Source organism: Sphingomonas spermidinifaciens, assembly GCF_002351485.1.
In the GTDB taxonomy this organism is placed as follows: domain Bacteria; phylum Pseudomonadota; class Alphaproteobacteria; order Sphingomonadales; family Sphingomonadaceae; genus Sphingomonas; species Sphingomonas spermidinifaciens.
Map to the genome: position 1 here is coordinate 1,018,091 of NZ_NWMW01000002.1, position 19,699 is coordinate 1,037,789.

16 protein-coding genes and 1 tRNA gene are annotated in these 19,699 nt (G+C 70.6%); 8 read left to right on the top strand and 9 right to left on the bottom strand.

Annotated features, from left to right (window positions below):
* Window positions 1-38: 38 nt before the first annotated feature.
* A complete protein-coding gene (gene mtgA / locus COC42_RS14865) occupies window positions 39-752 on the bottom strand; it encodes a monofunctional biosynthetic peptidoglycan transglycosylase (protein WP_096344044.1) in 714 nt (237 codons plus the stop codon).
* Between the two features lie 106 nt (window positions 753-858).
* Between mtgA and COC42_RS14870 the strand changes: the two genes are divergently transcribed.
* Window positions 859-2,085 (top strand): type II secretion system F family protein, encoded by a 1,227-nt coding sequence (locus tag COC42_RS14870; RefSeq protein WP_096344045.1) that lies wholly within the window; start codon window positions 859-861, stop codon window positions 2,083-2,085.
* A 37-nt stretch (window positions 2,086-2,122) separates the two neighbouring features.
* Here the strand turns inward: COC42_RS14870 and COC42_RS14875 are convergent, their stop codons facing one another.
* The 5 genes from COC42_RS14875 to COC42_RS14895 form a co-directional block, all read right to left on the bottom strand.
* Window positions 2,123-2,866, bottom strand: coding sequence for a PP2C family protein-serine/threonine phosphatase (locus COC42_RS14875; RefSeq protein WP_096344046.1), 744 nt, complete (start codon window positions 2,864-2,866; stop codon window positions 2,123-2,125).
* Window positions 2,866-3,867 carry a type VI secretion system-associated FHA domain protein gene (locus COC42_RS14880; protein ID WP_096344047.1) on the bottom strand — a complete coding sequence of 334 codons (1,002 nt, stop codon included), beginning with the start codon at window positions 3,865-3,867 and terminating at the stop codon, window positions 2,866-2,868. The genes COC42_RS14875 and COC42_RS14880 overlap by 1 nt, the downstream gene beginning before the upstream one ends.
* Before the next feature lie 8 nt (window positions 3,868-3,875).
* Window positions 3,876-5,525 carry a serine/threonine-protein kinase gene (locus COC42_RS14885; RefSeq protein ID WP_096344048.1) on the bottom strand — a complete coding sequence of 550 codons (1,650 nt, stop codon included), beginning with the start codon at window positions 5,523-5,525 and terminating at the stop codon, window positions 3,876-3,878.
* 71 nt (window positions 5,526-5,596) lie between these two features.
* A complete protein-coding gene (locus COC42_RS14890) occupies window positions 5,597-6,304 on the bottom strand; it encodes a LysM peptidoglycan-binding domain-containing protein (protein WP_245844178.1) in 708 nt (235 codons plus the stop codon).
* Window positions 6,301-7,827, bottom strand: a complete 1,527-nt coding sequence (locus COC42_RS14895; protein ID WP_176484704.1) for a putative bifunctional diguanylate cyclase/phosphodiesterase — start codon at window positions 7,825-7,827, stop codon at window positions 6,301-6,303. The genes COC42_RS14890 and COC42_RS14895 overlap by 4 nt, the downstream gene beginning before the upstream one ends.
* A 152-nt stretch (window positions 7,828-7,979) precedes the next feature.
* Between COC42_RS14895 and COC42_RS14900 the strand changes: the two genes are divergently transcribed.
* Together COC42_RS14900 and lldD are read left to right on the top strand one after the other, a co-directional pair.
* Window positions 7,980-8,351 (top strand): c-type cytochrome, encoded by a 372-nt coding sequence (locus COC42_RS14900; RefSeq protein WP_096344051.1) that lies wholly within the window; start codon window positions 7,980-7,982, stop codon window positions 8,349-8,351.
* 158 nt (window positions 8,352-8,509) lie between these two features.
* Window positions 8,510-9,664, top strand: a complete 1,155-nt coding sequence (lldD, locus tag COC42_RS14905) for an FMN-dependent L-lactate dehydrogenase LldD (protein ID WP_096344052.1) — start codon at window positions 8,510-8,512, stop codon at window positions 9,662-9,664.
* A gap of 28 nt (window positions 9,665-9,692) precedes the next feature.
* On the opposite strand, the gene COC42_RS14910 is transcribed toward lldD, so the two are convergent.
* A tRNA-Thr gene (locus COC42_RS14910) sits at window positions 9,693-9,768 on the bottom strand.
* A gap of 172 nt (window positions 9,769-9,940) precedes the next feature.
* On the opposite strand from COC42_RS14910, the gene COC42_RS14915 reads away from it, so the two are divergent.
* The 4 genes from COC42_RS14915 (at window position 9,941) to COC42_RS14925 (ending at window position 16,703) form a co-directional block, all read left to right on the top strand.
* Entirely contained in the window at window positions 9,941-11,203 is a 1,263-nt protein-coding gene (locus COC42_RS14915) for a PAS domain-containing protein (RefSeq protein WP_342747317.1), read from the top strand.
* A 58-nt stretch (window positions 11,204-11,261) separates the two neighbouring features.
* The gene (locus COC42_RS14920) at window positions 11,262-15,890 is read left to right on the top strand and encodes an NAD-glutamate dehydrogenase (protein ID WP_096344053.1); all 4,629 of its coding nucleotides are present in this window, start codon (window positions 11,262-11,264) and stop codon (window positions 15,888-15,890) included.
* 183 nt (window positions 15,891-16,073) lie between these two features.
* Window positions 16,074-16,205 (top strand): hypothetical protein, encoded by a 132-nt coding sequence (locus tag COC42_RS18125; RefSeq protein ID WP_281253107.1) that lies wholly within the window; start codon window positions 16,074-16,076, stop codon window positions 16,203-16,205.
* A gap of 30 nt (window positions 16,206-16,235) precedes the next feature.
* A complete protein-coding gene (locus COC42_RS14925; protein WP_096344054.1) occupies window positions 16,236-16,703 on the top strand; it encodes a hypothetical protein in 468 nt (155 codons plus the stop codon).
* A gap of 144 nt (window positions 16,704-16,847) precedes the next feature.
* Here COC42_RS14925 and COC42_RS14930 read toward each other — a convergent pair whose 3' ends face one another.
* The gene (locus COC42_RS14930; protein WP_096344055.1) at window positions 16,848-18,161 is read right to left on the bottom strand and encodes an amidohydrolase; all 1,314 of its coding nucleotides are present in this window, start codon (window positions 18,159-18,161) and stop codon (window positions 16,848-16,850) included.
* Complete coding sequence (locus COC42_RS14935; RefSeq protein ID WP_096344056.1) at window positions 18,158-19,009, bottom strand: class I SAM-dependent methyltransferase; 852 nt, start codon at window positions 19,007-19,009, stop codon at window positions 18,158-18,160. The genes COC42_RS14930 and COC42_RS14935 overlap by 4 nt, the downstream gene beginning before the upstream one ends.
* Before the next feature lie 44 nt (window positions 19,010-19,053).
* On the opposite strand from COC42_RS14935, the gene COC42_RS14940 reads away from it, so the two are divergent.
* Window positions 19,054-19,689, top strand: coding sequence for a ComF family protein (locus COC42_RS14940; RefSeq protein ID WP_096344246.1), 636 nt, complete (start codon window positions 19,054-19,056; stop codon window positions 19,687-19,689).
* Window positions 19,690-19,699: the final 10 nt, after the last annotated feature.

Sequence of the window (19,699 nt, forward strand, 5' to 3'; positions counted from 1 at the left end):
CGCGCTGAGCTAGTCGAAGCGCAGTCCTGTTGCTTGCGTTACCTAATGCACGCATCCAGTCGCTCGCGCCGGACGACGCCGATTCGCCGGGCGATCGTGTTGCCATAGCGGCGGGTGAAGCCCTGCGGGGCGATGCCCGCCCTTTTCTTGGGCAGTGGAAGGACCGCGGCGATCCGCGCTGCCTCGCGCTCGGTAAGACGGCTTGCGCCGTGACCGAAATAGCGCCGCGCTCCCGCCTCGACGCCATAGGTGCCGATCCCCGTCTCGGCGACGTTGAGATAGACTTCCATGATCCGGCGCTTGCCCCAGATCGCCTCGATGAGGACCGTGAACCACGCCTCCGCGGCCTTGCGCGCATAGCCGCCGCCCTGCCACAGGAAGACGTTCTTGGCGGTCTGCTGGCTGATCGTCGAGCCGCCGCGGATCTTGCCGCCGCTGGCATTGCGGATCGCCGCGGCCGCGATCGCGGTATAGTCGAAGCCGTGGTGCGAGCAGAAGGCGCTGTCCTCGCCCGCGATTACCGCCCGCGCCATGTCGGGATCGATCGTGTCAAGCGATCGCCAGTCCTTGGTGACGCTCCGCCCGGACAAGATGTCGCCCGCCATCGTCAGCGTGAAGGGCGGCGGCACGAAGCGATACAGCGCGACGAACGCGAGGCTGAGGAGGACGAAGGCGATCGCCGCCTTGGCCAGCCAGCGGGCGATCCGCCGACCCCAGCCGCTGCTCGTCCGTTTCGCCGCACCCTTTGCCATGGCGCGGTTCGTTAGCGCGCGAGGGGCTCGGCGCAAACGCCGAATTGCGGGCCGCGGCGATCCGCTTTAGCAGAAAGCCCATGGCCCGCTTCGCAAGCCCGCGCGCATGACCGCCTATGCCTATCGCGCCGCGACGCGCGAGGGGGGCTCGCGCAAGGGCATCATCGAGGCGTCGTCGCCCGCCGCCGCGCGCGCGCTGCTGCGCGAGCAGGCGCTGCTGCCGCTCTCCGTCGAGCCCGCCAATGATGCGGGGCCTGCGGTCGGCGGGCTCAAGCTGCCGAGCTTGCGTCGCCGCGGCCTGTCCGCGCGGCAGCTGGCGACGGTGACGCGCCAGATCTCGACCCTGGTGGGCTCAGACATCACGATCGAGGAATCGCTGCGGCTCGTGGCGCAACAGTCGGAAGTGCCCGCTGTCAACGCGCTGCTCACCGATGTGCGCGGCGCGATCCTTGATGGGCGCAGCTTCGCGGCGGCGCTGGGCCTGCACCCGCGCGCCTTCCCCGAATTCTACCGCGCGTCGGTCGCGGCGGGCGAGCAGTCGGGCCGACTGGCCAGCGTCCTCGACCACCTCGCCGAGTTCGTCGAGAACCGGCAGGCCAACGGGCAGAAGCTGCAACTGGCGCTCCTCTATCCTGCGCTGCTGGCGTGCGTCAGCTTCGGCATGATGGTGCTGCTGATGGTCTATGTCGTGCCCGACATTGTCCGCGTGTTCGTCTCGCGCGGGGCCGAGCTGCCTTTCCTGACCCGCGCGCTCATTGCGGTGAGTGCGTTCATCCAGAATTATGGCCTTTACGTGCTGATCGTCGGTGCGATCGCTTTCCTGCTCTACGGCCGCTGGGCGCGCCGGCCGACTAACCGGTTGCGTGTCCATCGTTTCTTCAACGAAACCCGGCCGTTCGCGCGGTTCAGCCGCCAGTTCAACGCCGCGCGCTTCGCCGGCAGCCTGGCGACCCTCGTCGAGAGCGCGGTGCCGCTGGTCGAGGCGTTGCAGGCCGCCGCGGCGGTGACGCCCAACCTGTTCGTGCGGGAAAAGGCGCTGGCGATCGCCGCGCGCGTGCGGGAGGGGATCAGCCTGCGCGCGGCGATGGCGGAAAGCGGGGTCTTCCCCTCGATGCTCGTCGCGATCGTCGCGTCTGGCGAATCAAGCGGACGGCTGGCCCCCGCGCTCGGCCGTGCGTCGGGCGAGCTGGAGCGCGAGCTCGATGCGCTGGTGGCGACGCTCGTCGCACTGGTCGAGCCCTTGGTGCTGCTCCTGATGGGCGGGCTGGTGCTGATGATGGTGCTGGCGATCCTGCTGCCGATCATCAACCTCAACAATCTGGTGCAGATCTAGCTTCTAGAGCTCCCTCTTTCCGAGAAGGGGAGAGGTCCTAGACCCGCCGCTCGACCACCACGCAGCTGGCATTGTCGCTGCCGTCGCGGGCCACTGCGTTTGCCACCAGCCGCGTGGCGCAGTCGTGGACGCTTAGCGACAAAGGCGCATCGCCCGGCGCCAGCGAGCGGTAGCAACCGTCGCTCGCGAGCATCAGCCGGTCGCCGGGCGCGAAGGCGATGCGCACGCGCTCGACGGGTGCCGGATCGCCGGCGCCGATTGCCCGGGTGACGACGTTGGCCTGTGGGTGATGTTCGGCCGCAACTGGGTCTAGTGCACCGGCCGCCACCAGTTCGGCGACAAGGCTGTGATCGCGCGTCAGAGGCACCGCCCGCGCTGCCGTCAGTCGATAGGCGCGGCTGTCGCCGGCCCAGAACAACGTCGCGCCGTGAGTATCGGCGAGCAGCGCGACGATCGTCGTGCCGCCGCCGCGCGCCTCGGGATCGGCGCGCAGCCGGCGGTCGGCATCGGCCAGCGCATCGACCACCGCATCGGCATCGAGCGGGCCGCCGGCATCGGCAAGCGCGGCCAGCGCCGCGATCGCGGTCTCGGCGGCCAGGTCGCCGCGCGACAGGCCGCCCATCCCGTCGGCCACCGCCCAGAGGCCGCGGTCGGGACGGTCGAGCGTGCGATCCTCGTTCACCCGGCGCACGCGTCCGACATGGCTGGCAGCGGCGGAGGCAAAGGCGCCGAGGATTGCAGCGGGCGGAGCGGATCGGCGCGTGCGGCCGAAGATCGCCATCACGAACGGTGCCGTCCCAGTTCGCGCTCGGTGCGGTCATAGCCCTCGACGAAGGCGCGATCGAGGGTGCCGGGCTCACCGCCGCCGATCTCCTGCGACAGCGCCGCATGGCGTTCGGCCACCGCCTCCCGCAGGCCTGCGCCGCGGCCGAACAGGCCGATCTTTCGGCCATCTTCCAGCTTGGCCGGCTCGAAGCCGTCGATCGCGGCGCGCAGGCTGGCCTGCAGGCCCGCAAAGGTCGCGGCGAGGTGGCGCTTCACATCCTCGAAGGACGCCTTGAGCGCTGCCGGCCCCGAGAGAAAGCCGCGGGGGCCGGCGAGCAGCAGGTCGATCGCCAGCCGCTGCGACGGCGCCCATTTGAAGGGGTTGTTGCCTTCGCCGCCGATCGTCGTGTGGGTCAGGCTGTAGCGCGCGCGGGCACGGTCGCGCTCGGACATGAGGTCGCCGACGCCGAGCAGCATCTGGCGGTAGAGGGCGCCTGCGCGGCGCATGATCTCCTCGGGCTCCTCGCTCGACAGCAATGAGGCATCGAGCCCGGCACCCTCGCAGAATGCCTCGAGCAGTGAGCCTTCGGCATAGGCCGGGACAGGCGCCGCGTCCTGCCAGTCGGCGGGCACAGGCAGCGTCGCGTCCATCGGCGGCAGCGACACGAGCGTCCGGTTGGCGTCGAGCCCGGCGTCGCCCATCGGCGCGCGCGTCGCGACGAGCCGGAAGCGGCCGAGCCGCCACGCGGCGGGCGTCACCACGGAAACCGCACGGTCCTGTGCCACGCGCTCGCCCGTCGCCTCGTCGATCATGCCGTTGGCACCGAACACCTCGAGCGTCAGCGCGCCGCCCTCGACCGCCACCCGGCAATGCCGCCGCGACAGCGCGCAGTCGGGATCGGCGATCGTCCAGTCGGCCTCGCCGTCGCGGCCGAGCATCAGGCCGCCTTGGGCGAGGAGCCGCGCCTCGACCGGGTCGGGGGAGGCGGCGTCGTCGTAGAGCTGGAGAAGGAACATGGGCGGGCTCAGGCAGCGCGCGCGGCGGCGATGCGCGTCGCGGCGAGGTCGGGCGCGGGCAGCGCGGGCGCTGCCGACAGGCGCGTCTCCATCGCCTCGGCGGTCCGGTTGAAGGCGTCGAAGGCGGCGCCGAACTCGTCGCGGCGACGGTGCGAGATGCGCAGCGCGAAGCCGTTCTCCGCCGCTTCGGCCAGCGCGCCGCGCAGTCGGCGCAGCGGCCGCGCGACCAGCGCGCCGCTCAGATAGCCGACGCCGAGCACCGCGAGCATGACGACCGCGGCGAGCACCGCCAGCAGCGTCCGCGCCTGCGCCACCGCGCCGTCGAGCGCGGTGCGCTTGAGGACGAGATCGACGCGGCCGAACTCGATCCCCGCATAGTCGATCGGCCGGACGAAGCGGATGCCCGGCCCCCGTCCCTGGTCGGCCGCCTGCGTTGCGCCGTGGCCGAACGTCCCCTCGCCGCCGGGCGCGGCATAGCGGGTGCCGACCCGTACCGGGTCGGTCGCGGCGCGGACGGTGCCCCCTGCATCAGCGACGACGATCTCGCGCACATTGGCGTCGCGCGCCGCGGCGGCGACGAACGCCTGCAGGGGTGCCCAGTCCTGCTCGGCGGCGGGCAATCCGGCATTGTCGGCGGCGAGGACGGCAGCGTTGCTGGTGACGAAGGAGGCGATCGTCTCGCCCGACACCACCGCCATGCGATTGAGCGCTCGTTCCTGACGGTCGAGGATCGAGGCGATGCTGCCGCCCAGCGCCAGCGCGGTAACGGCGGCGAGCGCGAGCGGCAGCTTGATGCGGAGCGGAATGCCGCGGCGGGCGGGCTCGGCTTCCTGCGCATGGCCGATCTCGCGGTCGAGCGCGGCGACGAGCGCCCCGCCGTCCTGGAACCGCGCCTCGGGCTTCTTGGCGAGCAGCTTGTCGATGATGAAGGAAAGGCCCGGCGGACAGTCGCCGACGATGCGGCCGACGGGCTCGACCCGCTCCTGCGCGATCTGGATGGCGATGGTGGCGAGACCGGTGCCGGGAAAGGCGACCTTGCCGGTCATCATCTCGTAGAGAACGACGCCCAATGAGAACAGGTCGGCGCGGTGGTCGACCGGCAGGCCCAGCGCCTGTTCGGGGCTCATGTAGCGCGGCGTGCCAACGAGCTGGCCGGCATGGGTGCGGCCGAGCTGGCCCGCATCGCCCTCGCCCAGCCGCGCGACGCCGAAATCGACGAGCTTGACCTGCCGCCCGTCGGGGGAGACGAGGATGTTCGAGGGCTTGACGTCGCGGTGGACGATGCCCGCGCGGTGCGCATAGGCGAGCGCATCGGCGAGCTGTCGGCCGATCGACAGCACCCGCTCGTAGGGGAGGCGACCCTGCGCGTCGAGCAGCGCGTCGAGCGGCTGCCCCTCGACCAGCTCCATCGCGATATAGGCGATGCCCTGCGCCTGGCCCGCGTCGTAGATGGTGGCGATGTTCTGGTGGCTGAGCGCCCCGGCCGCGCGCGCCTCGCGCAGGAAGCGCGCCTCGAGATCGGCATCGCGCGCGAAATCGGGCTTCAGCACCTTGATCGCGACGGCGCGGCCGATGTCGGGATCGTGTGCGCGATAGACCTCCGCCATCGCGCCTTCGCCGAGAAGCGCCTCGATCCTGTAGCGTCCGAGCGTCTGCATGCCTCTCCCCCCGGAGCCGGTACGCGCTCCTGCCGAAGGGACGGCATTAACAACGCCTTGTTTACATCGTCTTACCGACGCGCGCGGACGGCGGCGGCGATCCGTTCGGCACGGCCGAGATCGCGGGTGATGGCGGGATTGCCCGGATCGAGCGCGTCGGCGCGGCGGAGCAGCATTACCGCCTGGTTCGCCTTGCCCGCATTGAGCGCGGCAAGGCCGGCGGCGCGCGCGCGAGCAGCGGCGGCAGGATTGCGGGCAGGTGCGGCAGGTGCGGGTTTGGGCCGGGCCGCCGGGGCGGGGGCGGGGCGCGGCGCGGCATCGGGGCGTCGCACCGGCGCGGGCGGGCGCGGCGGCTGTCCGGGAATGCGCAGCGTGGTCCCCGCCGCAAGCGACGCGGGCACCTCGATCCCGTTGTACCGCGCCAGCTGATACGCCTTCAGCCGGTTGCCGAGCAGGCGCGTGGCGATCCCGGCCATCGTGTCGCCGGGCCTGGTCACATAGGAATAGCTTTGCGGGCCGAGCAGCTCGACCGGATCGCGCTCGATCGAATCGCGCAGCAGCAGGAGGCCCGCGTTCATCGGGTCGCGCTTCAGCGCGGCGGCGATCCGCTTGCGCGCGAATCTCGCTTCGCCGCGGTCGAGCATCGCGGCGATGGCGTCGATCTCTGCCGCGGGGTTCGCGGCGGGCGGGGGCGGGGCAGGGGCCGCGACGCGCGGTCCGCCGCCGCATGCCGCCAGCGCGAGCGCCATCGACGCCGCGCCTGTCGTCCGCCACTTCATGCCCATATCCGTTCCTCACCCACAACCGAATCGATCGCCGCCGATACCTTCGCCGAAACGGCATCGCGGTCGCGCACGTAGGCCGCAAAGCTTGCCGGATCGAGCGGCGCGGCGAAATAATAACCCTGGAAGTGGCGGCAGCCGTGGCGGTGGAGCCAGGCGACCTCCTCGGCCCGTTCCACCCCTTCGGCCAGCACGCGAATGCCGAGGCCGCGGCCGAGCGCGAGGATGCTCTGGCAGATCGCCTGGCGCTCGCGGCTCGCCTCGACCCCGCTGACGAACTCGCGGTCGATCTTGATCTTGTCGAAGGCGAGCGTGCGCAGCGTGCTGAAGCTCGAATAGCCGGTCCCGAAATCGTCGATGGCGACGCGCACGCCCATCGCGCGGAGCGCGTCGAACGTGGCGCGTCCGCCGACGGCGTCGCCGAGCGCGACGCTTTCGGTCAGCTCGATCTCGATCGCATCGGGTCCGATGCCGTGGCGGGCGAGCGTGCGTGCGACCAGCCGGTCGAGGTCGTGCGCCTCAAGCTGGCGGCCCGACACGTTGACCGCAATGCGCAGGCGGCCCAGCCCCTCGCGTCGCCAGATCGCGGCGTGGCGCACCGCGGTGTTGAGCGCCCAGGTCCCGATCTCGGGGGCAAGCCCGCTCGCCTCCATGATCGGCACGAACTGGCCGGGCGAAACGAGACCGCGCACTGGGTGCCGCCAGCGGATCAGCGCCTCGGCCCCCATCACGCACGCGGTGGCGCTGTCGATCAGTGGCTGGAAATCGAGCCGCATCTCGCCGCGCTGGACCGCGAGGCGCAGATCCTGTTCGAGGCGGTAGCGCTCGCGCGCGATCGCCTGAAGGTCGATCGGCGCGGCATCGGCCGGCGCCGCCGGCGCCGAGAAGGCGGCGAGCGTGCGGGTCAGGACCAGCTCGGGTGCCGATCCGTCGTCGGCAACGACCGCGCGGCGCAGCCCGATATCGGGCACGATCTCGCGCTCGCCCGCGGTCAGCCGGTCGCCCATCGCATAGCAAAGCGCGTCGATCTCCGCCGCCGCGCCTTCGGCAGCGCCGCCAATCCACAGCGCCAGGTGGCTGCGATCGACCTGCGCGAGCAGGCGGCGCGTTCCGATCATCGCCACCATCCGGTGCGCGAGCAGCCGCAATACCGTGTCGCCCAGTTCGGGGTCGAAGGCGCTCAGCCGGTTGACGTCGTAGAGCGCGAAGATCGCCAGCGTGCCCTGCCCGTCGGCGCTCATGCGCGCGATCAGCGGCTCGCGCGTTGGCAGGCCGGTCAGCCCATGCACCTGTGCCGCTCGCCCACGCAGATCGGCCAGCTCGCCGATCCGCTGTAGCAGCGCTTGCGGCGTCCGGACGGGGCGCTCGTCGCCGATAAGCGCCGCTGCGGCCTCGATCAGGCGGCGCATTCGCCGGCGCTGCAGATTCCAGAGCGCGAGGGCCGCCAACGCGCAGCAGAGCAGCGCAGCGCTGATCGCCGCGATGCTCGCGCCGTTCCCGGTGATCTCGCCCCCGCTCATCCGGCCCGGCATATCGTCGGAGCGTTGCCAAAGGCTTAGCGGCGTCAGACCGGCTGCTTTCGGTCGCAACCGTCGCGATGCAGCTTGCGTTCAAGTGGCGGCGCGTATCAAAGCGTCGTCAAACCGGTCGAACGAGCGAAAGGAAGTTGCGGATGCGTGGATGGACGATGGTGATGCTGGGTCTGGGTGTGTCGGCGGCGAGCCCCGCGCTGGCGGGACAGGCGGCGCCCGATCCGGGCAAGCAGGCGTTCGCGCCCTGTTCGGCCTGCCACGCGGTGACACCCAATACCAAGCGCATGGGTCCGTCGCTGCACGGCGTCGTCGGCCGCAAGGTCGCAGGCGCGCCGGGCTTCGCCTATTCGCCCGCGCTCAAGGCCAAGGGCGGTGCCTGGACGCCGGCGGCGCTCGACGCCTTTCTTGCCGATCCGCGCGGCTGGGCGCCGGGCAATCGCATGAGCTATCCGGGTGTCAAGGATCCGGCCAAGCGCGCGGCGATCATCGCCTATCTCAAGACGCTGAAGTGATTTCAGCCCGGCGGCGTGCGGATGCGCGCCGCCGGTGCCGCGGCCGGGTTCGGTCGAGCCGGGAGAGCTTCGGTGCTGTGCGAGTGTGAAAACATGCTCTAGCACGTTAGAATGAGGAGCGGATCGGCGATCGGTTTCGGCGGTGCGGGGGCCGCGCGATGAAGGCTGCGTCTCCGCTCGACTATCGGGTACTCGCGCGGCGACGGCTGCCGCATTTCCTGTTCGAATATATGGACGGGGGTTCCTATGGCGAGGTGACGTTGCGCCGCAACGTCTCCGACCTTGAGGCGATCGCGCTGCGACAGCGCGTGCTGACCGACGTGTCGCGGGTCGATCTTTCCACCGAGTTGCTCGGGCGACGCATCGACCTGCCTGTAGCGCTCGCACCGATCGGGCTGGCCGGCTTGAACGCGCGCCGCGGCGAGGTACAGGCGGTGCGTGCCGCCGAGGATGCCGGTATCCCTTTCTGCCTCTCCACCGTCTCCGCTTGCCCGATCGGCGAGGTTGCGGCGGCGGCCACACGGCCCTTCTGGTTTCAGCTCTACATGATCCGCGACCGCGGCTTCATGCGCGATCTGATGGCCGAGGCACGTGCGGCGGGTTGCTCGGTGCTGGTCTTCACTGTCGACATGCCGATGCCGGGATCGCGGTATCGCGACTATCGCTCGGGATTGGCCGGAGCGCCGGGCGTGAGCGGATCGGCACGGCGGCTGATGCAGGCGGCGCTGCGTCCGCGCTGGGCCTGGGACGTCGGATTGCGCGGGCGGCCGCACCAGCTCGGCAACGTGGCGCGCGTACTGGGCAGGAACAGCGGGCTTGAGGATTTCCTCGGCTGGATGCGCGACAATTTCGACGCCGGTGTCACCTGGCGCGACCTCGACTTCATCCGCGAAGGCTGGGACGGACCGCTGGTCCTCAAGGGTATCCTCGACCGCGAGGACGCGGTCGCCGCGGCCGATCTAGGCGCCGATGGGATCGTCGTCTCCAACCATGGCGGCCGCCAGCTCGACGGCGTGCTCTCGACCGCCCAGGCGCTGCCGCCGATCGCCGAGGCGGTTGGCGATCGGCTGACGGTGCTGGCCGACGGCGGCGTGCGTTCGGGGCTCGACGTCGTGCGGCTGCTGGCGCTGGGCGCGAAGGGCGTACTCCTCGGCCGGGTCTGGGCCTATGCGCTCGCCGCGGCGGGCGAGGCGGGAGTCGCGCACATGCTGCGCCTGATCGAGGCCGAGATGCGCGTCGCGATGGCGCTGACCGGCTGCACCCGTGTCGATCACGTCAACTCCGACGTCCTGTCAAAAGCGCCGCGCGACTGACGTCGATCTGAAAGGCCGGATGTCAGTGTGGTGCCGCCTACAGGACTCGAACCTGTGACCCCCGCATTACGAATGCGATGCTCTACCAACTGAGCTAAGGCGGCGCGGGCGCCGAGGCGCCGTCGTGGCGGGGCGCTTAGCAGGCGGCTGGGGGGCTGACAAGCGGCGTTGATGCGGTCCGTAAGCCGCCAACCGCTTTACGCATCGTTTACCACGGAGGGTGCAAGAGTCGCATCGACGACGAAGGGGCAACCGTGCCCGAACGAGGATGGCCGCATGAACATGGTGCAGGGCGCTGGCGAGAACGCGACCGGCGCAGCGACAGGCGGCGCGGGCAATCCGCTGGACATCGGCAGCGATGAGCGCCGGATGCATGTGCGCGCCTATAATTACTGGGTGTCGCTGCTCGGCGGGCGCGCCTATCCCTCGATCGAGGACCTCGACCCCGCCAACATCGCCGATTTCGGCGCCAACAGCGTGCTGCTCGACTTCTCGATGGGGATCGAGGATCCTTCGATTCAGTATCTCGGCCGGTCGCTGCGCGAGGAATGCGGCGTTGAGGCGAGCATCCGCAAGATCAGCGAGGTGCCGAGCCGCTCGCTTCTCTCGCGCCTGACCGACCATTATCTCCAGATCATCGCCAACCGCGCGCCGATCGGTTTCGAGGCCGAATTCGTCGGGCAGAAGGGGCACAACACCCTCTATCGCGGCATCCTGATGCCCTTCTCGTCCGACGACGACACGATCGACTTCATCTACGGCGTCATCAACTGGAAGGTGATGGTTGACGCCGAGACGCAGGCGCGTCTCGCCGCCGAGGTCGAGGCCGCCCGCCGCGACTTGCCGCGGACCCAGGTCGCCGCCCCTGCCGCCTGGGCCGACGGGCCGTCGTCGGGTTTCTCCGATACGCCGGTGGATGAGTCGCCGCTCGCGGCCGACCTGCTCGATGCCGAGGCGGGGCTTGCCGATCTGCTCGATCATGCCCGCGCCTGTGCCGCCGATGTCGGCCAGGCCGACCAGCGCACCCGCGCCGCGCTCTATCGCGCGCTCGACCGTGCCTATGCCTTTGCCGAGGCCGCGGCGCGCAACCCGCAGGGCTATGCCGAGCTGCTCGAAGATGCCGGAATCAAGCCGCAGGCGCGCGCGCCGATGACCCCGGTCGTCAAGCTCGTCTTCGGTACCGATCACGACAAGACGCGGCTCACCGAATATGCCGCGGTACTCACGCATGCCCGCCGTCAGGGTGTGCCCGCCGAAGGCTTCGCCGCTTTCCTTTCGGCTGCGTCGGGCGGGATCAAGGGCATCGTCGCCGCCGAGCGCGCCGCGCGCCGGCCCGAGCCGCGCCCCGACACGCTCGCCGCTGCCGCGACCAGCCTGCGTGCGCGTGCGCCGATCGCCTCGCTGCCGATCGCCGCGGGCGACGAAGAGTTCGTCCTGTTGCTCGCCCGCGCGGGCCTGGACGGGATGCTCGAGGTGGTGGCTCGCGTCGAGGGCGAGGCGGGTCTCACCGAAAAGGCGATCCGCCGCGCCGGGGCCTGATCGCCCCTCCTAATCGTATGGGTTGAGACTATCCTGCATTGGGCGCATAGCCGCGGCCATGCTGAGCAAAAAAGGCACGACGCCGGCCAAGGCGATCGCAGCGCGCTTCTTCGACGGAGCGCTTCCGGGGGAGACTGAAGGCCTCGACAAGGCCGAGCGCGCTGACGCGGCGGGCTTCGTGACGGCGGCGGCGGCGACGCGCCCGCCCGGTCGCCCGGCAATCGCGATCGACACCTTTGCGCGCGGCGACCGGCGGCGGATGCGCCTCGCGGTCATCAACGACGATATGCCGTTCCTCGTCGATTCGATCGCCGCCACCATCGGCGCGGTCGGGGCGCCGATCGAGCGGCTGGTTCACCCGGTGCTGCGCGTCACCCGCGATAAGGGCGGCGCGCTGGTCAACATCGACGATGACGGCACGCCCGAATCGATGGTCTATATCGAGATGGACCGCCTCGACGCGAAGGAGCGGCGCGAGCTGGTCGAGGACCTCGAACGCAATCTCGCGCATGTCCGCCGCGCCGTCGCCGACTGGCCCAAGCTGCAGCAGGCGCTCGCCGCCGATGCCGATCGGACTGAGGATGACGAGGGCGCGGCGCTGCTGCGCTGGTTCCTCGACGGCAACATGACGCTGCTCGGGCATGAATGCTGGGACGTCGAGGGCAAGGTCCGCGACGCGATCGGCATCGCCGCCGAGACGCTCGAGACGCCGCTCCTCGCCGAGGCGTCGCGCGGGCTTGCCGCCGAGTATTTCGCCAAGGGGGGGCGCGCGCCGCTGCTCCTCAAGTCGAACTGCATCTCGACCGTCCATCGCCGCGTGCCGCTCGACCTCATCCTGCTGCCGATCTTTAGGGGCGAGCAGGTCACCGGCCTCTCGATCCATGCGGGCCTGTGGACGAGTGCGGCGCTGCATTCGCCGCCGCATGAGGTGCCGCTGCTTCGCCGCAGCCTGAAGGCGCTGACGGGCAAGTTCGGCTTCGATCCGCGCGGCCATACCGGCAAGGCGATGGCGCATGCGCTGACAGAGCTGCCGCACGACCTGACGGCCGCGTTCGACCAGGATGCGCTGGAGACGCTGGTCCTGACCGCGATGTCGATCGCCGACCGGCCGCGGCCCAAGCTGGTGCTCGTCCGTTCGACGCTGGGGCGGCATCTGTTCGGCTTCGTCTGGCTGCCGCGCGACGAGCTGACCACCGGGCGGCGCGAGGCGATCGGCGTCATGCTGGCGGAGGCGGCGAACGCCTCGCTGCTCAGCTGGTCGATCAGCCTTGAGGACGGGGAGGTGGCGCTGATCCGCTACACCCTCGATCTGCGCGGGTCGGGGCGGATGCCCGACGCGGCGGCGCTCGACGACCGCTTGGTGCGGATGATGCGCGGCTGGTCGGCGGCGGTCGAGGCGGCGCTGGTCGATCTGGTCGGTAGCGGCCGCGCAGCGCGGCTGGCGCTGCGGCATGCAGGCACCTTCCCGGTCAACTACCGCAACGCCTTCAGCCCCGAAGAGGCCGCGCAGGACGTGCTGCGCATCGCCGAGCTGGAGCAGGACGAAGACCGGCAGGTCCGAATCCTTGCCGACGACAACCCCGATGACGGCCGCTTCCGCATCAAGATCTATCGCCGCGGCGGCGCGCTGCCTTTGTCGGATGCGGTGCCGGTGCTCGAGAATTTCGGTTTCCGCGTGATCGCCGAGCTGCCGACGCTGCTCGACGGCGAGGGTGAGATCGTCATCCACGACTTCTATGTCGAGGTGCCCGGCGCCCCGCAGGCCGAAAAGCAGCTCGACCATCCGATGGTCGAGGGCGCGATCCAGGCGGTGCTGGAGAACCGGGCCGAGAACGATGCCTTCAACCGGCTGGTGGTCGAGAGCGGCATCTCGCCACTGTCGGTCGTCCTCTATCGCGCGTGGTTCCGATATCTGCGCCAGACCGGCCTCGCTTACGGGCTCGGCACCGTGGTCGATGCGCTGCGGCGTGCGCCCAAGGTTGCGGCCGGCCTGATCGCGCACTTCTCTGCCGCGCACGATCCCTCGCGCGCCGAGGGGCGCGAGGCGGCGATCGAGAAGGCAGCGAAGACGATCGAGAGCGGCCTCGACGCCGTCTCGGCGATCGACGACGACCGCATCCTGCGCGCGCTCCGCGGCGTCGTCGCCGCGACGCTTCGTACCAACGCCTTCGCACCGGCGGCGGACGAGGCGCTGGCGTTCAAGCTCGATTCGGCCAAGGTGCCGGGCCTGCCGCTGCCGCTCCCCTGGCGCGAGATCTTCGTCTACAGCCCGCGTGTCGAGGGCATCCACCTGCGCGCCGGCCCCGTCGCGCGCGGTGGCCTTCGCTGGTCGGATCGGCGCGACGACTTCCGCACCGAGATCCTCGGGCTGATGAAGGCGCAGCGCGTCAAGAACGCCGTCATCGTGCCGACCGGCGCCAAGGGTGGCTTCTACCCCAAGCAGCTGCCCCCCGCGTCGGATCGTGAGGCGTGGCTGGCCGAGGGGACGGAGAGCTATCGCATCTTCATCCGCTCGCTCCTGTCGATCACCGACAATATCGTCGAGGGCCGCGTCGTCCATCCCGACAGCGTCGTGATCCATGACGGCGAGGACCCCTATTTCGTCGTCGCCGCCGACAAGGGCACGGCAAGCTTCAGCGACGTCGCCAACGCGATCGCGCAGGAGCGCGGCTTCTGGCTTGGCGATGCCTTCGCCAGCGGCGGGTCGAAGGGCTATGACCACAAGGCGATGGGCATCACCGCCAAGGGCGGCTGGGTGTCGGTGCAGCGCCACTTCCTTGAAATGGGCGTCGACGTGCAGACGCAGTCGATCGACGTCGTCGGCTGCGGCGACATGTCGGGCGACGTGTTCGGCAACGGGATGCTTCTGTCGAAGGCGATCCGCCTGCGCGCGGCGTTCGACCATCGCCACATCTTCCTCGATCCCGACCCCGACCCGGCGGCCAGCTGGGCCGAGCGCGACCGGCTGTTCCAGCTGCCGCGGTCAAGCTGGGCGGACTATGACCCTTCGCTCATTTCCAAGGGCGGCGGCGTCTTCGCGCGGACCGAAAAGTCGATCAAGCTGTCGAAGCAGGTCCGCGAGCTGCTGGGCATCGACGACGCCGAACTTGACCCCACCAGCCTGATCGGCGCGATCCTGAAGGCGCCCGTCGACCTCATCTGGTTCGGCGGCATCGGCACTTACATCAAGGCAGGGCACGAGAATAATGCAGAGGTCGGCGACCCCGCCAACGACCGGCTTCGCGTCAATGCCGAACAGGTGCGCGCCAAGGCGATCGGCGAGGGCGCGAACCTTGGCGTGACCCAGGCCGCGCGGATCGCGTTCGCAGCGAAGGGCGGGCGGATCAACACCGACTTCATCGACAATTCGGCGGGCGTCGATTGTTCAGACAACGAGGTCAACATCAAGATCGCGCTCAACCGCGAAGTGACCGAGGGCCGGCTGAAGCTCGCGAAGCGCGACGACCTGCTCGTGTCGATGACCGACGAGGTGTCGGACCTGGTGCTGGAGGACAACCGGCTCCAGACGCTCGCGCTCTCCTTCATGGAGAATGACGGGTCGGTGGCGGTGCCGAGCTATGTCCGCGTAATCGAGATCCTGGAGGCGAGTGGCCGGCTCGATCGCGCGGTCGAGGGTCTGGGCACCAACGAGGACATGCTTCGCGTCGCCCAGGAAGGTCGCGGCCTCACCCGGCCCGAGCTGGCCGTGTTGCTGGCGAGCGCCAAGCTCGCGCTGCAGGACGCGATCGAGCAGGCCGAGCTGGGGCAGGACCCCGAGCTCGAACCCGACCTGATGGCCGCCTTCCCCCGGCCGATGCAGAAGAAGTTCGCTGACGCGATCCGCCAGCATCGCCTGCGGAACGAGATCGTCGCGACCAAGCTCGCCAACCGCGTCGTCAATCGCCTCGGCGTCCTCCACCCCTTCGAGCTGGCCGAGGAGGAAGGCGCGGGGATGGCCGACATTGCCGGAATGTTCGTCGTCGCCGAGCGGTTGTTCGGCCTGCCCGCGCTCTGGGAAGCGATCGAAACGACCGACATGCCCGAGGGCGCGCGGCTTGCGCTACTCGAGGAAGTGGCGGTCGCGACCCGGTCGCAGATCGCCGACCTGCTCCGCATCGCCGCCCCCGGCACGCAGCCGGGCGAGGTGATCGCGCGGCTGAAGCCCGGCATCGCCAGCCTCGACCGGCAGACGCGCGAACTGTTGCTCGAAGAGGCCAGCGCGCAATCGGCACGCATCTCCGATCGGCTGGAGGCTGCGGGGGCGCCCGCCGCGCTGGTCAGGAAGGTCGTGCGCATCTTCGAGCTCGACGGTGCGGTGGGCCTCGCCGACCTCAGCCAGCGGCTGGGGACCGAGGAGGCGGTGCTGACGCGCGCCTTCACGCATCTGGGGCATGCGCTCGGGCTCGACTGGGCACAGGCCAATGCCGCGCGCGTCGCGTCGGGGGATCCGTGGGAGCGGCTGTTGATCGCCGGCCTCGCGCGCGATTTCCAGCAGCTTCGCCTCGACTTCCTGTCGCGGCAGGACGCCTGCGATCCGCAGGCGGCGGTGGAAGCGTGGCTCGCGGCGAACCGCGCACGGGTCGATCAGTTCGCCGCGCTCGTGGCGCGTGCTCGCCGGGCGCCGAGCCCCAGCGCCGCGATGCTGGCGCAGATCGCGGGGCAGGCGCGCGTGCTGTTGGGACGATAGGCGCGGTCAAGCTCCAACCGGTCGTAACATCCTGTCGATCTAACCTGCATCAGAAATAATTTGTTGCGTTGCGGTACGAGTATCGCAACGCAGCACTTCTTAGCTTCCCCCGTGACGCTGGCGCTGCCGTAGCGTCGGGTGGGCGCCGCGCGGCGTCCGCCTTCATCTAGGGGAAGGCTCAACGTGTTCGACTTCATCGACTTTACGACCATGCTGACGCAGTTCGGACCATCGTGGAACGACGCCGCAAGTGTGCTCGTCGTTGCGCTCGCGCTGGGGCTCGGCGTCGCCGTCGAGCTCTTGCGGCCGCGTTGAGCTCTCCCCCGGCTCAAGGAGAAATGGCGGATGCGGATGACGATGCTGATGGGGGTGATGACGGGGGCGTTGATGCTGAGCGCGTGCGGGACGAGCGACGCATCGAGTTACGACGGCGGCACGGTGGTGCTGCGCAACCTGGCCGAGACCGAGGTGGCGGCGCCCAAACCGGCGCGGCTCGACATCGTCGGCGATCTCATTCCCACACCATCGGACACGCGATCCGATTATTATCTGCTCCGTCACCGCACGACGCTGGCCGGCACCAGCATCGCGATCATCCGGCAGGAGCATGACGACCGTGTCGCCTACGCCCGAACCGAGGTGGATTGCGGGCGGCGGCTGTTCCACGTCGTCGGAGTCGCCTCGACCCGCGGCCGGGTGGAGAGCGACGTCGCGCATGACGGTCCGCTCCGCTCGATCAGCGGCTTGCCCCTCCGCGAGGAGCTGGCGCGGTATGTGTGCGATCGGTCGGGCACGCCGCTGGCGGGGGCTTAGGAACACCAGCACCGTTCGTGCCCAGTAGCGCCCGTCAGGGCGCATATCGAAAGCTCGTATCGAGGTATTTGGCACTCGCGGCGGGCGATCCCTCGATACGCCGGCTCGCGCCGGCTACTCGGGACGAACGGGAGGGATCGGGAGTCAGCCCTTCTTCAGCACGTCGAGCGCCGCCGCGGTCATCGCTTCCGCGGCCGTCGCGATCACCTTCTCGGCATCGGGCGCCCAATTCGGGCTGTGGAGGGAGGGGAGCGCCGCGCCGCCCGCCTGTGCCGCATCCCACTTGGCCTGCGGCACGCCGCCGACCCAGAAGAGCAGGCTCTGCACCCCCGCCTTGTCGGCGAGATAGTAGCGGCTGAAATCCTCGCCCACCATCGCCGCGGGCACGCCGGCGACGCGGCCCTTGCCGAAGCGAGCCTCGAACAACCCGCGCATGCGGCCGCTCAGCGGATCGGTGTTGAAGGTCGCGGGCGTCGCATTGGGGCGGACCGTCATCACCGGCATCCGGTCCTCGGGCACGCCGCTCGCAATCGCCTCGCCTCGAGCGATGCGGGCGATGCCGTCGAGAAGGAGCTTGCGCGTCTTTTCCTCGTAACTGCGCACGGTGATGAGCAGCGTCGCCTCGTCGCCGATGACATTGTGACTGGTGCCCGCGCGAAAGCTGCCGACCGTCACCACCGCGGGCGATTGCGGGTCGCTCTCGCGGCTGACCAGCGTCTGGAGCGCCATGACGATCTTGGCGCCGAGCACGACGGGATCGCGCGTGCCGCTGGGATAGGCGCCGTGCCCGCCGACGCCGCGCACGGTGAGATCGACCGAATCGACCGTCGCGAGCGCGAAGCCAGGCCGCACCCCGATCGTGCCCGCGGGCAGCGAGGCGCTGTCGTGGAAGGCGAGCGCGACGTCGGGCTTGGGGAAGCGCGTATAGAGCCCGTCGTCGAGCATCGCCTTGGCGCCGAGCCCGCGCTCCTCGGCGGGCTGCGCGATCATGACGAGCGTGCCCGACCAGCGATCCTTCATCCGCGCGAGGTTGTTGAGCGTCCCCACCCAGCCCGCCATGTGCGTGTCGTGGCCGCAGGCATGCATGACCGCGGTCTCGGTACCCTCGGCCGTCGTCGCCCGCGCCTTCGAGGCGAAGGGCAGGCCCGTGGCCTCCGCGACCGGCAGCCCGTCCATGTCGGTGCGGATGAGGAGCGTCGGGCCGGGGCCGTTCTTCATCACCGCAACGACGCCGGTCTGGCCGACCCCGTCGGTCACGGTGAACCCCGCCTTTCGCGCCGCATCCGCCATCAGCTTGGCCGAGCGCTTCTCCTGAAAGGCGAGTTCGGGATTGGCGTGGAGGTCGCGATAGAGCGCGGTAAGCGCGGGCATCTGCGCCGCGGTGGCGTCACGCACGGGTTCCTGCGCGGCGGCGGGCATGGCGACGAGCGCGGCGAGCGGGATCAGCGAGCGGATCATGCAGGACCTTCGGGACGGAGCGCGGCGGCGAGGCTGGCGGTGGCGCTGCCGCGGCGCGCGGGCTTGGGCTGGCTGGGATCGGGCGCCCAGCCGGTCAGGAAGACGATCTGGAACCGCTCGGTCACGCGGCCATCGGCATCGGCGCGCGCCGCGAACGCCTCGGCCGCGCGGGCGAGTGCAGTCCGGGTCAGCGGCGGCGTCTCCTTGAGGAGGTTGGTCGCCGCTATGCCGCGCAGATCCTCGATCAGCCGGCCGAGGCCCGCATAGCGCACCGCCAGCGGCTCGATATCGGCGACGGGCAGCGTCAGCCCGGCGCGCGACAGCAGGTCGCCCGCCGACCGCACGTCGATCTGCGGATGGAGCCGCGCCACCGCCCGCGGCGCCTCCCCCTCGAGCAGCGCGGCGCGCAGCACCGGCAGGCTCCCCGCGCCGACGAACGCGCCGAGGAACAGGCCGTCGGGCCTGAGCACCCGCCGCGCGAGCGCGAGCAGGCCGGGCACGTCGTTGACCTGATCGATCACCCCCGCCGACACCACGCAGTCGAAGCTGGCATCGGCGAAGGGGATCCGGTCCTCGTCGCCCTGAACGCCGCCGGTGGCCTTTGCAAAGGCGAAGCCCGCATCGAGACGCGCCACCCGCGCCCCGGGCGGAGGCATGAACGCCCCGTCGAAACTGCCGAGGTCGAGGAAATCGCGAAGCGGCCGCTGCACCGCCGCCAGCCGCTCCTCGATCCCCTCCAGCATCGCCGCGCGCAGGAAGTCGTGCGCGGCATAGCCGGGCACGGCGCGATCGCGGCGAGCCCGGCGCGCCGAGCGCGAGAAGAGTTCGGGGGGCGGAACGCTCGCCATCGCCGGCGCTTGTGCGCCGCGGCGGCGGGTCGCACAAGGGGGCGATGCGGGGGATCGTCACTGCCGCCGGTCGCCTGGCGATCGACTTCGCGCTGCCGCCGCGCTGCCCGGCGTGCGCGGCGGTGACGGGCGAGGCGCATCGCTTCTGCGCCGCGTGCTGGCAGGGCCTCGACTTTCTGCCGGACGGGGGCGGGCCGGTGCGCGCGGCCGTCGCCTATGGCCCGGTCGCGCGCGAGGTGCTGCTCAAGCTCAAATATGCGCGGCGGCTGGGCCATGCCGAACCGATCGCCGCGGCGATGCAGCGGCTGCTGCCCGCCGATGCCCACCTCATCGTGCCCGTGCCGCTCGCGCGCTGGCGGCTCTGGTCGCGCGGCTATAACCAGGCGGGCCTCATCGCGGCGTCGCTGTCGCGGACGAGCGGCGTGTCGGCGCGCTACGACCTGCTCGTCCGCACGCGCTCGACGCCGGTGCTGCGCGGCCTCGGCCCGGCGGCGCGGCGGCGCGCGGTGGCGGGGGCGTTCGCGGTGCGCGAGGCGCTTGGCGATCGGCACGTGGTGCTCGTCGACGATGTCCATACCACCGGCGCGACCACCGACGGATGCGCCGCGGTGCTCGAGGCGGCGGGCGCGCGCGTCACGACGCTGGTCTTCGCGAGGGTGCTTGCCGGACCGGACGATTGACAAGCGCGCC

What these genes read in the sequence shown, in the direction of transcription:
- mtgA (WP_096344044.1), bottom strand. Translation starts at nt 752, where the DNA reads ATGGCAAAGGGTGCGGCGAAACGGACGAGCAGCGGCTGGGGTCGGCGG.
- COC42_RS14870 (WP_096344045.1), top strand. Translation starts at nt 859, where the DNA reads ATGACCGCCTATGCCTATCGCGCCGCGACGCGCGAGGGGGGCTCGCGC.
- COC42_RS14875 (WP_096344046.1), bottom strand. Translation starts at nt 2,866, where the DNA reads ATGGCGATCTTCGGCCGCACGCGCCGATCCGCTCCGCCCGCTGCAATC.
- COC42_RS14880 (WP_096344047.1), bottom strand. Translation starts at nt 3,867, where the DNA reads ATGTTCCTTCTCCAGCTCTACGACGACGCCGCCTCCCCCGACCCGGTC.
- COC42_RS14885 (WP_096344048.1), bottom strand. Translation starts at nt 5,525, where the DNA reads ATGCAGACGCTCGGACGCTACAGGATCGAGGCGCTTCTCGGCGAAGGC.
- COC42_RS14890 (WP_245844178.1), bottom strand. Translation starts at nt 6,304, where the DNA reads ATGAAGTGGCGGACGACAGGCGCGGCGTCGATGGCGCTCGCGCTGGCG.
- COC42_RS14895 (WP_176484704.1), bottom strand. Translation starts at nt 7,827, where the DNA reads ATGAGCGGGGGCGAGATCACCGGGAACGGCGCGAGCATCGCGGCGATC.
- COC42_RS14900 (WP_096344051.1), top strand. Translation starts at nt 7,980, where the DNA reads ATGCGTGGATGGACGATGGTGATGCTGGGTCTGGGTGTGTCGGCGGCG.
- lldD (WP_096344052.1), top strand. Translation starts at nt 8,510, where the DNA reads ATGAAGGCTGCGTCTCCGCTCGACTATCGGGTACTCGCGCGGCGACGG.
- COC42_RS14915 (WP_342747317.1), top strand. Translation starts at nt 9,941, where the DNA reads ATGAACATGGTGCAGGGCGCTGGCGAGAACGCGACCGGCGCAGCGACA.
- COC42_RS14920 (WP_096344053.1), top strand. Translation starts at nt 11,262, where the DNA reads ATGCTGAGCAAAAAAGGCACGACGCCGGCCAAGGCGATCGCAGCGCGC.
- COC42_RS14925 (WP_096344054.1), top strand. Translation starts at nt 16,236, where the DNA reads ATGCGGATGACGATGCTGATGGGGGTGATGACGGGGGCGTTGATGCTG.
- COC42_RS14930 (WP_096344055.1), bottom strand. Translation starts at nt 18,161, where the DNA reads ATGATCCGCTCGCTGATCCCGCTCGCCGCGCTCGTCGCCATGCCCGCC.
- COC42_RS14935 (WP_096344056.1), bottom strand. Translation starts at nt 19,009, where the DNA reads ATGGCGAGCGTTCCGCCCCCCGAACTCTTCTCGCGCTCGGCGCGCCGG.
- COC42_RS14940 (WP_096344246.1), top strand. Translation starts at nt 19,054, where the DNA reads ATGCGGGGGATCGTCACTGCCGCCGGTCGCCTGGCGATCGACTTCGCG.